Here is a 15,214-nt window from a genome sequence, read left to right on the forward strand (position 1 = left end):
CCATCCCCGTCATTGCGAGGAGCGGAGCGACGAAGCAATCCACCTATCCTGCTGCGGACAGACGGATTGCTTCGCTTCGCTCGCAATGACGGCCGTGCGAACTACCCATTCCGCAGCTTCGCGCCCGCATTGCCGCCGGACATCGGAATCTGGTTCACCGCCAGCACCACGGCGAAGGTGATCACCAGCATCGCGATGCCGAGCACGGCGATCGCGGCGAGGTCGCCGCCTTCGTTGAGATCGTAGATCAGGACCGACAGCACCTTGGTCTGCGAGGTGAACAACACGATCGCGGCCGATAGTTCCCGCATCACGCCGATGAAGATGAAGCACCAGGTCGCGATCACGCCGGTGCGCAACAAGGGCGCGGTGATCTGGCAGAGCGCCTGCAACCTGGTCGCGCCGAGGATGCGGCTCGCCTCCTCGAGTTCGGGATGGATGGTCGTGAATGCCGCCTGCAATTGCTGATAGGCCGATGGCAGATTGATGGTGAGGAAAGCCAGCAGCAGGATCCACAGCGTGCCGTAGAGCACGAAGGGCGGCCGCGTGTAACTCAGGAACAGGCCGACGCCGAGCACGATGCCGGGAACGGCGACCGGCGCGGTGGCGAGGAAGCCGAGCACGCGGTGGCCGGCGATCACCTTGCGCGTCGTGACATAGGCGATGACGAGCGCCAGGATGGTGCCGATCGTCGCCGTCGCGGTGCCGAGGATCACCGTGTTCTTCAGCGCAAGCTGCGTCGACGACAGCTCGGTGAATACGAAGATGATGTTGTGCAGGGTCGCCGTCGACGGCATCACCAACGTGGTGGCATTCGGCGAGAACGCGGCGTTGAGCAGTGCGAGATAAGGCAGGAACACCGGGCAGAGCAGCACCAGCAGGCAGAAGCCGAGTGCGGCCCAGCGCCAGCCTTGCAGTTCGACCCGGCGCGGCGCGCCATACTTGCCGCCGATCACCGAATAGGAGCGGCGGCCGAGCAGCGCCTTCTGGCCTTGCAGCAGCAGGATGGTGAGCACCAGCAGCGGCACCGCGGCGGCGGCCGCAAGCTCGAGCTTGGGCGGGTACTGGAACAGGCTCCAGATCTTGGTCGTCATGGTGTGGAAGCCGGCCGGCAGCGCCAGGATCGCCGGCGAACCGAACAGCGTCATCGCTTGCAGGAAGGCGATCAACGCGCCGGCGACCAATGCCGGCAGCGCGAGCGGAATGGTCACTCGCCGCGCCGTGGTCCAGGCATTGCCGCCGAGGATCGCGGAGGCATCCTCCAGCTCGCCCGGCATGGTGTCGAGCGCATTGGCCACCAGCACGAACACGAACGGGAACGTGTAGCAGGAGATCACGAAGATGATCCCGGTCATCGAATAGATGTTGAACAGCGCATCGGCATCCTCGCCGGCGAACAGCCGGTAGAGCTGGTTCAACAGCCCGGAATTCGGCGCCGCCAGCAATTCCCAGGCGACCGCGCCGAGGAACGGCGGTGTCACGAACGAGGCCGTCACCAGCGCACGGATGGTCTGCCGGCCCGGCATGTCGGTGCGCGACACCAGCCAACTGATCGGCGCCGCGACGATGCAGCAGATCAAGGCCGACACGGTCGCGATGATCGCGGTCGTCAGCAGCGGATCGAGGAAGTCGGGATTGCTGAACAGGGTGACGAAGTTTTGCAGCGTCGGATGGCGGTTCTTGTCGGTGAAGGCAAACACCGCGAGCCACGACAGCGGCAGCAGGATGAGCAGGACGAGCACCGCCGCGAACAGCCACAGGATGGGACGGGTCCAGTCGATGCGGGGGCGAAGAGCGGGGGAGGTGGTGGTTGTGGTCATGCGAGATATTTCCACCCGTCATTCCGGGGCGCGCACAGCGCGAGCCCGGAATCCATCGGGCCGCAAGTGACGGCGGTGAAATGGATTCCGGGCTCTCGCTTCGCGAGCCCCGGAATGACGGCGGTGAGTATGGCGGTGCGCTCCATCCTCACACCCGAAACAGCCGCGCATAGCGCGTCTTGATCTCTTCGGTCATCGCCTCCACCCCCGCCGGATCCTCCTTCATCAGCTTGATGTCGGATAGCTTGCGCCGGCCGGCCTTCGGTTGCACCTGGGCGTGCAGCGAATATTGGCCGGTGAAGTCGACGAAGAATTGCTGGGTCTCGCGGGTATGCAGCCAGGCCTGGAACAGTCTTGCGGCGTTCGGATGCGGCGCCGTGGCGAAGATGCCGGTCGGTCCCGAGATCGTCGGCGTGCCCTCGGTCGGATAGACCGCCTCGACCGGCTGTCCGGCCTCCTTCAAGAGCACGATGCCGTACTCATTGCCGTCGGCCATGACCGCGCGCTCGCCGAGCGAGAGCTTCTTCGGCGGATCGGTCGAGGACTGCACCTGCATGACGCGCTGTTTGGAAAGTTTCTCCAGATACGGCCAGCCGAGCTCGCGCACGATCTGGAATGTGGTGGTCATGATGGTGCCGCTATAGGCCGGGTGGCCCTTCACCATCTTGCCAACCCATTTCGGGTCGAGCAGATCGGCAAAGCTCTTCGGCGCGTCCTCGGCCTTCACAAGATTGGTGTTGTAGGCGATCGACGACAGCCACAGCCGCGTGGTCACGGCCATGCCGTCCGGATCGCGATAGCCATTCGGGAAATACTTCACGACGTCTTCGGGGACGAACGGCATCAGCCAGCCGCTTTTCTTCCAGGGAATGAAGTGCGAGGCATCGGCGCTGTTGACGACGTCGGCGGCGTGGATGTTGGAATCGAATTCCTGCGCGACGCGCTGGAACAGCCGCTCCGAGCCGGATCGCTCGATCTGCACCGTGATGCCCGGATAGGCGGCCTCGAACGCCTTGCCGAGCTTTTCGCCGACCGGCAGATCCATCGACGAATAGAATACGAGCTGACCTTCCTTCTTCGCGGCCGCGACGAGCTCGGGCGTAATCGCGACCGGCGCGGGTGCCGCGGCGCGTGCCGGCGAAGCGAACACCGCGCCGGCGGCAAGCGCCGCCGAGGCTTTCAGGACATCGCGTCTGGAAATCGCCTTTCGCATCGCGTTCCTCCGTTTCTTGTTGTTATCGGCTCAGCGCGCGGCAGCGTTCGGGCGGCAGTGTCAGCCAGACCTCACTACCCTTCTCGACCGCGGTCTCGGTCGGCGTGGTCACCCGCAGCGAGGTGCCGTCAGCGGTTTCCACCATGTAGTCGCGGTTCATGCCGAGATAGACCTGCCGCGTCACGACGGCCTTCAGCGTGTTCTGCGTCGCCGTGGGGGCCTGGGTCGAGAGCTGGATCTCATGCTGGCGGATCGCGACCGGCGCGGTCTGGCCGGCGGCGAGCCTGGCGCCGACCACTTCCAGCGTGGCACCGGCGAACGCCACATGGCTCACGTCGCGCGCGGTGCCCTTGATCACATTGGCAGCGCCGATGAAGCGCGCGACGAATTCGGAGTCCGGCCGCGCATAGATGTCCTCGGGCGTGCCGAGCTGGTCGATCTTGCCGGCGTTCATCACGGCGATCAAATCGGCGGTCGTCATCGCCTCGGACTGATCGTGGGTGACGTAGACGGTGGTATAGCGATATTCGTCATGTAGCCGGCGGATTTCGAACCGCATCTCCTCGCGCAGATTGGCGTCGAGGTTGGACAAGGGTTCGTCGAGCAGCAGCGTCTCGGGGCCGACGATCAGCGCGCGGGCCAGCGCGACGCGCTGCTGCTGGCCGCCGGACAGCTCGCCCGGATAACGCTGCGCCAGCGGTTCCAGCCTGGTGGTCGCCAGGATCGCGGCGAGCTTCTTCGCGATCGTCTCGCGATCCATTTTGCGCAGGCGCAGGCCATAGACGATGTTCTCGGCCACCGTCATATGCGGCCACAGCGCGTAGCTCTGGAAGATCATCGACATGTTGCGCTGCTCGGGCGGCAGCGTGCGCGCCCTCGACGACACCACGCGGTCGCCGACGCGAATCTCGCCGTCGGATGGTTCGAGGAAGCCTGCGATCAGCCGCAGCGTCGTGGTCTTGCCGCAGCCGGACGGCCCGAGCAGGCAGACCAGCTGGCCATGATCGATCGTGAGGGAGACGTCATCAACCGCGACAAACGAACCAAACCGCTTGACCAGGCCGCGCAGTTCCACCGATGCCAAGCGATCCCTCCATTTGACTTTGTCGCAGGGATCAGTGCCCGGCTGTTGCCGGCAGTAAAGCGGAAAACGATGACGACGAAAAGTGGAGGGGCCTTCTCAATAAGTCGTGGCAGCTGTTCCGTCACCCGACGGAGCGTTGTCCGGATGTTTCAGCGGGTTTGTACTTTCTTCGCGGCGGGCAGCGTGGCCGTCGATCCTTCGAGACGGCCGCTGCGCGGCCTCCTCAGGATGACGGGATGAATGGATTCATCCGCAGCTTGAAGGACAGGCCTACGCCTTCACGTTCTCGCCGAGCCACTGGATCGCGGCGTCGGCGCCGGCCTTGCCGTGCGGGATCTTCAGCGCGGTCAGCGCGACCTCGACGACGCCGAGCGTGCCGAGGATCATCGGCGCGTTGACGTGGCCCATATGCGCGATGCGGAACGCCTGGCCCTGCAAATCACCGATGCCGGTGCCAAGCACCACGCCGCATTTCTCCTTGGCGTAGCGCTGGATCGCGGCGGGATCGGCGCCCTTCACGGTCACCGTCGTCACCGTGTTGGAACGCTCCGTGGGCTCGGCGATGTTGAAGCCGAGCACCTGTCCCTCGGCCCAGACCGCGACAGCACGACGCACCGCTTCGCCGAGCAGCCGGTGCCGCTCGAAGGCATTCTCCAGCCCCTCGGCGTGCAGCATGTTGATCGCCTCGCGCAGCGCGAACAACAGATGCACCGGCGCGGTGCCGGCATATTTGCGGTAGTGCTCGCTGCCCTCGCGCTCGGTCCAGTCCCAATAGGGCGTGCGCAGGTTGGCCTTCTTGTGGGCGTCCCAGGCACGGTCATTGGCGGCGACGAAGCCGAGGCCGGGCGGCGTCATCAGGCCCTTCTGCGAGCCTGACATCGCGACGTCGACATACCATTTGTCCATCTCGAACGGCATGCAGCCGAGCGAGGCGACGGTGTCGACCATGAACAGCGCGGGATGGCCGGCGGCCTTGATCGCCCTGCCGATCGCCTCGATGTCGTTCACCGCGCCGGAGGCGGTATCGATCTGCACCGCCAGGATCGCCTTGATCTTGTGTTCCGTGTCGCGCTTGAGCCGTTCCTCGACCTCGGCCGGGCGGATCGCGCGGCGCCAGTCGCCCTTCAGCACCTCGACCTCGGCGCCCATCGCGGCCGCCGCCATGCCCCAGCCGATCGCGAAGCGGCCGCTCTCCAGCACCAGCACCTTGTCGCCGCGCGACAGCACGTTGGAGAGCGTCGCCTCCCACGCGCCGTGGCCGTTCGAGATGTAGATGTAGGATTTACCCTTGGTGGCGAATAAGTTGGAGAGATCGCGCAGCAGGCTCTCGGTCAGTTCGACCATCTCGGCGGAGTAGATGTCGAGCGCCGGGCGGTGCATCGCCTGCAGCACCTGATCGGGCATCGTGGTAGGCCCGGGGATGGCCAGAAATTCCCGGCCCGCGCGAACGGTCATCGTCCTGTTCCTTTTGGGGTAAGCGCGCAAATCATGCGTGTGAGGGGTCAGGCGCGGAGACTATTCCATCGCGGCCCTGATTGCGAGCCGGGCGAAGCAATCCAGCATTTCCAAAAGCGCGGGACACCCGCCTCATTTGTCGATCGATTCCACCACCGCGTGCCAGATCTGGTCCTTGAATTCGGTCGCGGCGGGGCTCGGGATCTGCGCGACGCCGCCGCGGTTCTTGCTGCACGCCTCGACCAGCCGCAGCACCCAGATCTCGCCGTCGGTGTAATAGAGATCGCCGCCGCCATTGCGGCCGTTGAGGGTCGGGCCGATGCCGGTGACCTGATATTTCGCGGTGACCATGCCGGCGGATTCGAGATCGGCGGCGAGCTGCGCGCGTTCGGCGTCGAGATCGGGGGCGATATGATGGGTCACCGCGCCGGTGTAGTGGCTGACGCCGACGCCGCGGTCGAGCGTCGCGGCACCAAGCCACACCGGCCGCTTCTCCTCGCCCTGATCGAGCACCCGCCAGAGCCGCACATGGTTGCGGCGATCCGCGCTGGTGCCGACCGGCCGCTCGAAGGCGAGATCCTCGCGGCGGCCGAGATAGAACAGGTTGCTCACCGGCGCATCCTTGTAGGGACGATCGAGCAGTACGGAGCCGACGATCTCGATCGAGGATTTCAGCGTGACCGGATCGGCGGGAAACCAGCCGGCCTCGTGCATCGCGCAAACCACGTCCTTGGTGTCGCCGATCAACCCGACATTCATCGGGTCACCGGGAATCCCTTGCGCGGTGCGGGTCACCATCGGCAGGTTGGCGAGGCCCTTCTGGTGCTCGTGATGCGTCCACAGCGCCGGCAGCACCAGATAGGCCGCGATCAAATAGATGACCAGCACGAACAGCAGCAGTTGCAGATAGCGCAGTCGCTTGCGACGGTGCGCCGCTGGCGGGTTGATCTCGACGTCGGTCACGGCACACGCTTCCGGATCACTACGTCGCGCGCCTCAGCGCCGCGTCTCGCGGCAGCCGGCGGCTTCGGCTTCCTCGACCGAGCAGAACCAGCGCGTGCCCTTGGAGATCTTCATCTCGATCCGCGCGTACCAGCGGCTGGTCGGCTGGTGGAAAATGCATTCACCGGAGCGGTTGACATTGCCCTTGATGGTGCAGTCGGGCGAGGGCGCCACCGGGCCGGAGGCGGAGGCTTGCAGGATCGCGTGTGCACTCTCCGGCACTTTCACCGCACCAAGCACGGTGGTCTTCTTGTTGCGCACCCGCCAGTCCCACGGCGCGATGAACGCGCCCTGCCACATCCCGGCCTTGGCTTCGCGCGCCGCCTTCTCGTCCGCCTCGTAGTCGTGCGAGACGCGGAGATAGGCCAGTGCCCAGCCATTGCTGACCATCCATTTCTGGATGTCCTCGCCGTCGACCTCACAGCGCGCGATGGTGCGGCCGCGGCGGTCGACCGAGCGGGCGTGACAGGTCCAGCTCTTGTTGCCGGCATACTTGACCAGTTCGTCGCGCGCGGCGACGCCGCAGGTCCAGCGCTCGCCCTTGGTGTTGAGGCAGAGCTGGTCGGTCGACGGCGCGTCGATGCCGCCGAGCCGGATGCGGACGCTGCCGATCATGACCTGGTCGCCGTCGCGGATCTTCGGCACGCCGGTGATGTCGGCGGCGAAGGCCAGCGTCGGCAGCGTCAGCAGCAGACCAGCAGTGAGCAGCGTCTTGAACATCGGCAATCCCGGCCAGGTTCGTGTCGTTCAAAGGGCTTGAGCGTCTCGTGCCCAAGGATTGTGCGGGCAATTGGGCAACCGTGCCAGTGGTGGAGTGTTTCCGCCAGTTTCAACTTCGCGTCATCCCCCAATGAATGCGCCGTTCGCTTCCTCTCCGGACCGTAGGATGGGTGGAGCGAAGCGATACCCATCGACGCTCGGGGACAGATGATGGGTATCGCTGCGCTCCACCCATCCTACACCGCCGCCATCCGCTTCCGCGCCAGCGCCAGCGCCATCAGCACGAACGCCGACGTCACCTCGGGGCCGCCGACCAGGATCCGGGTCGGTGTCTTCATCTTGTTCCACTCATAGGCCTTGTAGGGTCCCCTGCGTCCGCCCTCGCCGAGGTTTTGCACGATGCAATGCAGCGCGGGCGTGAAGGTCGAGACCTCGGCGCCGAGATGCGCCAGCGCCATCAGCGCCAGCGCGGCGTCGAACGGGTTCATCTCATGGGCGATCAGTTCGCCGATGACATAGCCGAGCACGCGGGCGCGGATCAGCGCGAACACGTTGCCGGGGTCGATGACGCGCTGCGCCGCCAGCGGCAGCGCGATGAAGGCGGCATAGCAGCGGCCGAAATAGGCCGAATAGAGCTCGGGCAGGTAATAGATGTGCGAGCGCGGATTCCTGAACGCGCCGCTTTCGACCAGGTTCTTCTGGAAAGCGATGATGCGATGCAACGTCTCCAGCCGCTGCGGCGTCTCGATGATCCGCCAGCGCGCGAGGTTGCGGAACGAGACCTCGAGGATGTCGAGGTTCAGGGTCGGATCGAGGTCGTTGCCGTAAGGCCGCTCGCCGCGGAGATTGTCGATCCAGGTGACGACGCCGCCCTCATAGTCGATGTTGTCGTTGAGCGGCACGGTGACCCGCGGCTCGTTGGCGCCTGATCGCACCTGGTAGCCGCGATAGAAATCCAGCAGCGGCTGCGCCAGGATCGGATCGTCGGAGCCGGCCTGGGTCGCGGCGGAGAACGCGCACGCCGTGGTATCGCAGTCGGGCACATAGATGCCGAAGCCCAGATCCTGCTTGATCTGGGCGAAGAAGCGCGAGAACCGCGGATGCCGCCCCGGCGCCAGTGCGGTGATGACCTTCACGTTGGAGCCGTCATGCGACGGCACCTCCTCGGCGCTGGTCCTGACGCAGAAATCCACCATGTCCGCGATCGCGCGCCGCGCAGCCGCGGTCTCATCCGTTGACGCCAGCCCGCTCTCGACGAAGCCGAGCAGCGCCTCGGTGAAGAACGCGTCGTAATAGGCCGAGCGATGCCGGATCTGCACCGGCTCCCACATCGGCTCGGCGATGCCGCGCCATGGCGGGTTGATCAGCGCGCGCGCCGGTGAATGCGCGATGAAGATGCGAGCCAGGTTGAACAGCAGTGTCGAGTTCTTGTAGCCGCGCGCATTCAGCCCGGTCAGCGCCATCAGCATCTCGCGGCCGCCGATGTCGGGATCGCCGATCAGGTTGAACGCGGCGTAGGTCGGGATGAAGCCGTTCTTGCCGAACGAGCGCAGCAGATGCGCGGCCGTCTTGCGGATCACGCGGTCGATCTCGGCCGGTGCGGGCGGCCGCGCCGGCGCGATGACGGCCGGCGGCGCCGGATGGCGCACGGCGAGGCCGTCCATCAGGTCGGCGACGGGCGCGCCGATCGCGGTCCAGTCCGGCGCCTCGGCGTCGCGCGCCTGGGTCAGCGCGGCGCGCAGGCTGGCGAGGCGATCAGGGTTCTTCAGGTCGGGCAGGCCGGTGCGGCGGAGCAGGGCACGCAGCGGCGGATTGCCAAGCGCGGTCCGGTAGAATTTTCCGAGATGGGCATCGCCGCCGCGATAGGATTGCAGCACCGGGTCGCAGACCTCGTACAGCGACGGTCCGTCCTTGCTCGCGGTCAAAGACCGGCACACCGCCCCGGCGATCTCGTGAAGGCCCAAGAAACCCAAGGAGAATCTCTTTCTGCTGGAACCGGTTAACGCCGCCGCCCGGCGGTGTTTCCCGCGCTCCTCCCCAATTCCCGCAAGCTATTGGAAAGCTACATGAATCCGTACAAAACACAAATGTGACTGAGATCACGTAACGGGATTTTAACGGCGTCAATAGTCTTTGCCCGGCGGCAGCATGCGCCAAACCGGGTTGCCCCGGCCGCCCGGCCGGGTTAAGGGTCTGTTTGTTGCGGCGCCGCAAATTGAGTTCAATTCAACGGCACACACGGCACAACCCCATTAAACCTGATCGTCTGAGACGCGACTAACTGGCGCGAATTCGCTTGAGCGCCATCGGGATAAGGATTGGGACCAGGAACGCTATGGACCTTAGGCAGCCTCATATTTCCCGCCGCACCATCGCCTTCGCGGTGGCTGTGGCCGGCACGGTGTCGCTGGCGATCGGCGCCCATGCCGCGCTCAACAAGCGCATGTTCGATACCCCCAAGGGCACCGCCGGCGCTGTCGTCGCGGGCGCCACCGGCAGCATCCCGACCGGCACCTCCCGCCTCGCACTGATCATCGGCAACGGCCATTACCCGGACGCATCGGCGCCGCTGGCGCAGCCGATCAACGACGCCCGCACGCTGTCGTCGGCGCTGCGCCGCGAGGGCTTCGACGTCGACGTGGTCGAGGACGCCACCAAGGACGACATGTTCCGCGCCGTCGAGCGCATGAAGGCCAAGATCCGCCCCGACACCGTGGTGATGCTGTTCTTTGGCGGCTATGGCGTGCAGGTCGGCCGCGAGAGCTACATGATCCCGGTCGACGCCACGATCTGGAAGGAGGCCGACGTCAAGCGCACCGGCGTCAGCGTCGAGTCCGTGCTCGATGCGATGAAGGAGCGCGGCGCCAAGGCCAAGCTCGTCGTGCTCGACGCCTCGCGCCGCAATCCCTATGAGCGCCGCTTCCGCGCCTTCTCGCATGGCCTCGCCCCGATCAGCCCGCCGGAGAACACCATCGTGCTGTCTTCGGCGACGCCGGGCAAGGTCGCCGACGACGGCAAGGGCACCAACAGCGTGCTGGTCTCCGAGCTGCTCAACAACCTCAACGCCCAGGCCGGCGCCGAAACCGCCTTCAACAAGACCCGCGTCGCGATCTCGCGCGCCAGCGAAGGCGAGCAGGTGCCGAGCGTATCGTCCTCGCTGCTGGAAGACATCAAGCTCGGCGGCTGAGGCCTTCTCGACTCTATCCCCACGTCGTCCCGGCGAAAGCCGGGACCCATACCGCGTGATCTATCGGTGAAAGCGCGCTGCGCGTACCGCGGCGCGCGTCCAATGCAAGTCCTTCACTGCTAGTCTTCGCAAAATTTCTGCCGATGGTTATGGGTCCTGGCCTTCGCCAGGACGACGGTGTGGATGCAGCGTCGCCCTACTTCGCATCCGCGCTCGCCCCCACCGGCCGCACCGGATCGCCTTCACGCAGCAGCGCGCCGGCGCGGGCGACGACGATGTCGCCTTCCTGGATGCCGTCGCGGATCTCGACCTGGCCGGCCGACATCAACCCGGTCTCCACCCGCCGCGTCTCGACGCGGCCGCCGCGCACCACCTGCACCACGGTGCCGGCGGTGGAATACAGGATCGCGGTCAGCGGCACTGCGACACCGCAGCTCTGCCCGGTCTTGATCTGCGCCCGCCCGCTCGAATTCACCAGCAGCCGCTTGTTGGCGCCGATCGCCACGAACACCTGGCCGAGCTGGCTGTTCGGCTCGACGGTCGGCGCGATCCGCCGCACCTTGCCGTCGAGGTCGCCGGCGCCGAGCACCTTCAGCTTCGCGGTCTGCTCGGTCTTCAGCTTGGCGATGTCGCGGGTCGGCACCATGCCGACCAGGTCGTATTCGTTTCGGGCGATGATCGAGAACAGCGCGTCCTTGCCCGAGGCCGGGGCACCGACGATCGCCGCCGACGCCGAGATCGTGCCCGCCACCGGCGCGGTGACGTTGATCGCATTGCTGCCGTCGGTCAGCTTCGCCAGCACCTGGCCCGCGGTGACGGTGTCGCCCGGATCGGCCATCACCTCCGCGACCTTCAAGCCGAACCGGTCGGGCCGGATCTGCTGCTCGTCGCGCGGCAGCACGATGCCCGAGACCTCGACGATGTTGCCGAAGCAATATTTCGACGCCTTCAGCACCGTCACCGCCGCGCCCTTCGGCACCGCGTCGGCCTCGCTCGCGGCGAATGCGGGACAAGCCGCGAGCACGAGCAGCGCGGTGGAGGCGAGCGCTGAGGCGCGCATGCGGGACGAAATCATCGGCGAACTATTCCCAAATTGCAGCGCGTTTCGAGCGAGATGGACACCGGTTCGCGTGAACAAACGCGTCAATTGAAGCCGCTCCTGAATACCAGATGCGGCAGCCCGGCGCCATCAATCAGCGATGCGAGCTTCGAGACCATGCGCTGCGTCACATAGGGCGACAGCCCGCGCGGAGGTAGGGGCCGCATATCCGCAGTCGTCCTGGCGAAAGCCACCACGACGTGGAGAGACAATGTCGCTTGTTCTGCCGCCGCGCGCGGCGCCTATCAGCGCACGATGCGCTTCACGCGGCGCGCGGTCTTGGGCTTGGCTGCGGTTTCCGCCTGGGCGGCATCGGCGTCGCGGGCTTGGCGCAGCGCGCGCAGCCGTTCCATGTTCTGGCGCACGGCGATCGCGTCTCGCTCGACGTCGGCCATCGCGCGGGCGCCTTCTTCGGCCGCGAGCCGCTGGCGTTCGGCGCGCGCAAGGCTGTCGGGGGTGGGCGCGGCAGGCGTTCGGGCGGCCATGGTCATCCTTGTATCGGATACAGAAAAGCCCGCTCAACCGTTGCAGATCAAGCGGGCCTCACCGTCACTCCAGTACATCCGTGGAATGACGTTGCGGCATGAATGCCGCGATCGGCGCAAAGCGCCGCCGCGACCATCATGCGTCAATGCGAACTCAGGCCAGCTGCAGATTCTCGGCGCTGGTCTTGCCGCGCATCTTGTCGGTCTTCAGCTCGAACGACACCTTCTGGCCTTCGGCCAGGCCGGACAGACCGGCGCGCTCGACGGCGCTGATGTGAACGAACACATCCTTGCTGCCGTCATCGGGCTGAATGAAACCAAAGCCCTTCTGGCCGTTGAACCACTTCACAGTACCTGTTGCCATGTCTCTTCTCCAAAGCAGATATTTCGCGTGATGGACGCGTCACCAATTCAACTGGCGATGTCTTTGGAAGAAGGCCGATGGGACCATTCAACAAGGCGCAACGGCTAATCGAATAGCGGTAGTATATGCTCGTTTGGCGCGAAAACAAGGCAAGAACCGGCGGGTTCCGTGACGTGCCTCACTCAGCCGCCGCTTCCGCCGACGGCTCGCCCTTCCAGCTCAGGATCTCCGCGGCCAGGATCGGGTGGTTGAAACCCTTCACCACGAGGTCGTCGATGGCGCGGCCTTCGACGCAAGCCTCGACGATGCCGTAGACGCGGCGGCTGACCACGATCTGGTTGGGCTGAGCCTCGCCGCACAGGCGGGATGCGAGGTTGGTGACGCTGCCGATCGCGGCATATTCCAGCCGCTGCTCGAAGCCGACCTGGCCGAGCGTGGCATAGCCGACCGCGATCCCCATGCCGAAGCCCAGGCTATGCCCGCGGTTGCGCCACTTCTCGGTGAGGGGTCCGATGGTGTCGCGCATCTCGACCGCCATCTTCACGGCGCGCGCGGTGTGGTCGGCGAGCAGGATCGGCGCGTTGAACAGGATCATCACGCCGTCGCCGGCATATTTGTCGAGCGTGCCCTCATACTTGAAGATCAGCTGGCCGAGCGCGGCGTGATATTCGCGCAGCACGTTCATCGCCTCTTCCGGCTCGGTCGCCTCGGTGAAGGCGGTGAAGCCGCGCAGGTCGCAGAACACCACGGTGACCTCGCGCCGGTGGCTGTCGAGCAGGCCCTCGGGATTGTCGGAGGAGGCGATCAGCTGCGCCACCTGCGGCGCCAGGAAACGCTCGAGCTTGCGGATGCGCTCGATCTCGCCGAGCTGGGTCTCGACCCGCGCCTCCAACGATCTGTTCCAGTCGGTGAGCTGATCGGTCTGCTGCTGGAGCTTGTCGGCCTGCTCGCGCACCGTGCTGTTGGCCGCTTCCAGCGCGTGGCTCTTCTGGTCCACCTCGGTGAACAGCCGCGCATTGCGCATCGCCAGCACGGCCTGGTGCGCGAACGTCTTCATCAAGCCGATCATGTTGGCGGGGAAATCGCCGGCCGCCTTGCGCAGCACCACCAGCGCGCCGAGCACGCCCTGCTGGTCGACCAGCGGCACGATCAGCACCGAATGGAAGCCGGCGCCGACCACGACATCGCGCAGCGGATGTTCAGCCTGGTGGGTGAGATCCGGAAATGCCAGCGGCTCGCCGTTCGCGGCGGCCTCGCCGAGCGGGCTGTGATCGGCATCGATCGCGCGATGGCCGCCCTCGGCTGCGCTATCGATGCCGATCGATTGCGTCAGGTTGAAGCTGCGCTGTGCAGCGTCATAGCCATAGATCAGCACGGCATCGGCATGGGTGATCTCGAGCGCGCGGGCGGCGACCGTCGGCAGCACGGCGTTGAGGTCGAGCGAGGAGGCCACCGCGCGGCCGACCTCCTCCAGCACCTTCAGCTCGTTGATCGACTGCGCGAGGTCGCGGGTGCGCTCCTTCACCTTGGCCTCGAGGTCGGAATAGGTCTCGGCGAGCTGCGAGGCCATGCTGTTGAACTGGCCGGCGAGCTCTTCCAGCTCGTCCGATGTCTTCACCTCGATGCGATGGCCGAAATCGCCGGCGCCAAGCCGCCGCGCGCCGGTGCGCAGCGCGGTGATCGGCACCAGCATGCGGCGGGCGAGGATGGTGCCGGCGATGGTCGCGACCACGAGGCCGAGCGCGATCAAGAGCGCGATGCGCATCAGCTGGTCGCGGATCGGCGACAGTGCCTGCGTCCGCGGCTGCTCGACGAACACATGCCAGCCGAGGTTCGGCGCCGATGTCGTGGTCGTCAGCACTGCGTTGCCGTCGATGTCGGTGCCGAAGGCGATCGGCTTGCCGCCCCCAGCACCGCGGCGACCTGCGGCAGCGCGACGAGGTCCTTGCCGACCTCGGGGCCCTTCGACGAACTCGCCAGCACGCGGCCCTTGGCGTCGACCACATAGGCGGTGGCGGTGCGGCCGACCTGGGAATCGCCGAAATAGTCGGCGAGGAAGCGCAGGTCGATCTCGGCCACGGTGACGCCGGCGTTGAAGCCGGAATGCTGCTCGCCGATCGACATGAACGGCCGCTCGTCGCGGAAATACGCCGGCGCGTAGGCGGTGCCGCGGCTCACCGTCTCGATGAACCTGACGTCGCGGGACAGATCGGTGTTGGAGTTCACGGTGACGGTCTGGCGCGACAGCCGCAGCAGCTCACGGCCCTGGCCGTTGATCAGGGTGAGCTGGCTCACCGCTGGCACCTGGCCGAGCAACTGGGCATAATCGGCGCGGCGCAGCTCGATGGTGTTGGAGGAGGCGCGGGTCACCCAGGAGATCTGGCGCTCGAGATCGGAGATCGACTGCTCGATGTGCTTGGCGGTGGCGTCCGCCTTCTCGCTCATCGCATCGGTCAGCGTGCTCTTGATGCCGCGATAGCTGATCCAGGTCTCCAGCGCGCCGTTGACCGCCAGCACGAACACGACGAGGCCGACCAGCGCGAGCACGTATTTGGCGAACAGGCCGCCGCGCAAAAACCAGATCCTGCCCTTGTCGGTCGCCGCGTTCATCCAGCCTCGTCCGCCCCGTTGCAACAGTCGGGCGCGCCGCATCCTCCGCCGCTGTTTAGCACGGATCGGCAGGGCAGGCTGGTCCCGCGGCCCGCATGGTTAGCCCGGGATAGGCGATTTTGGGCTGGAAGGGCGAACCCTCAGCGGAAGCGGTGGTGGCACACTCCCTCCGCGT

General features: G+C 66.0%; 12 protein-coding genes and 1 pseudogene. 1 reads left to right on the top strand and 12 read right to left on the bottom strand.

The genetic code is table 11. The annotated features are described in order from the left end of the window. Positions 1–101: 101 nt before the first annotated feature. From CWS35_RS07590 to CWS35_RS07620, 7 genes are all read right to left on the bottom strand, one after another. Positions 102–1,820, bottom strand: coding sequence for an iron ABC transporter permease (locus tag CWS35_RS07590; protein WP_100951552.1), 1,719 nt, complete (start codon positions 1,818–1,820; stop codon positions 102–104). A 148-nt stretch (positions 1,821–1,968) separates the two neighbouring features. Beyond that, positions 1,969–3,033 (bottom strand): ABC transporter substrate-binding protein, encoded by a 1,065-nt coding sequence (locus CWS35_RS07595; protein ID WP_100951553.1) that lies wholly within the window; start codon positions 3,031–3,033, stop codon positions 1,969–1,971. Positions 3,034–3,055: 22 nt separating this feature from the next. Beyond that, positions 3,056–4,108: an ABC transporter ATP-binding protein gene (locus CWS35_RS07600; RefSeq protein ID WP_245439025.1), complete on the bottom strand. Its 1,053-nt coding sequence runs from the start codon at positions 4,106–4,108 to the stop codon at positions 3,056–3,058. Between the two features lie 279 nt (positions 4,109–4,387). Continuing rightward, the gene (locus CWS35_RS07605) at positions 4,388–5,572 is read right to left on the bottom strand and encodes an alanine--glyoxylate aminotransferase family protein (protein WP_024583680.1); all 1,185 of its coding nucleotides are present in this window, start codon (positions 5,570–5,572) and stop codon (positions 4,388–4,390) included. A gap of 132 nt (positions 5,573–5,704) precedes the next feature. Then, entirely contained in the window at positions 5,705–6,535 is an 831-nt protein-coding gene (locus CWS35_RS07610; RefSeq protein ID WP_100951555.1) for an LssY C-terminal domain-containing protein, read from the bottom strand. A 33-nt stretch (positions 6,536–6,568) separates the two neighbouring features. Beyond that, positions 6,569–7,294 carry a thermonuclease family protein gene (locus tag CWS35_RS07615; protein WP_024583678.1) on the bottom strand — a complete coding sequence of 242 codons (726 nt, stop codon included), beginning with the start codon at positions 7,292–7,294 and terminating at the stop codon, positions 6,569–6,571. Positions 7,295–7,530: 236 nt separating this feature from the next. Further along, positions 7,531–9,258: a hypothetical protein gene (locus CWS35_RS07620; protein WP_100951556.1), complete on the bottom strand. Its 1,728-nt coding sequence runs from the start codon at positions 9,256–9,258 to the stop codon at positions 7,531–7,533. A 371-nt stretch (positions 9,259–9,629) separates the two neighbouring features. On the opposite strand from CWS35_RS07620, the gene CWS35_RS07625 reads away from it, so the two are divergent. Continuing rightward, positions 9,630–10,481 (top strand): caspase family protein, encoded by an 852-nt coding sequence (locus CWS35_RS07625; RefSeq protein ID WP_100951557.1) that lies wholly within the window; start codon positions 9,630–9,632, stop codon positions 10,479–10,481. A gap of 196 nt (positions 10,482–10,677) precedes the next feature. On the opposite strand, the gene CWS35_RS07630 is transcribed toward CWS35_RS07625, so the two are convergent. From CWS35_RS07630 to CWS35_RS07645, 5 genes and pseudogenes are all read right to left on the bottom strand, one after another. After that, positions 10,678–11,556, bottom strand: a complete 879-nt coding sequence (locus CWS35_RS07630; protein WP_100951558.1) for an efflux RND transporter periplasmic adaptor subunit — start codon at positions 11,554–11,556, stop codon at positions 10,678–10,680. A gap of 68 nt (positions 11,557–11,624) precedes the next feature. Then, positions 11,625–11,747 (bottom strand): hypothetical protein, encoded by a 123-nt coding sequence (locus CWS35_RS40370; RefSeq protein ID WP_256387934.1) that lies wholly within the window; start codon positions 11,745–11,747, stop codon positions 11,625–11,627. A 78-nt stretch (positions 11,748–11,825) separates the two neighbouring features. Next, positions 11,826–12,071 (bottom strand): hypothetical protein, encoded by a 246-nt coding sequence (locus tag CWS35_RS07635; protein ID WP_100951559.1) that lies wholly within the window; start codon positions 12,069–12,071, stop codon positions 11,826–11,828. A gap of 148 nt (positions 12,072–12,219) precedes the next feature. Continuing rightward, complete coding sequence (locus tag CWS35_RS07640) at positions 12,220–12,429, bottom strand: cold-shock protein (RefSeq protein ID WP_021078030.1); 210 nt, start codon at positions 12,427–12,429, stop codon at positions 12,220–12,222. Between the two features lie 178 nt (positions 12,430–12,607). Beyond that, a pseudogene (locus tag CWS35_RS07645) lies at positions 12,608–15,039 on the bottom strand (adenylate/guanylate cyclase domain-containing protein). Between the last annotated feature and the right edge of the window lie 175 nt (positions 15,040–15,214).

Origin of the sequence: Bradyrhizobium sp. SK17 (assembly GCF_002831585.1) — a bacterium.
Classification (GTDB): Bacteria; Pseudomonadota; Alphaproteobacteria; order Rhizobiales; family Xanthobacteraceae; genus Bradyrhizobium.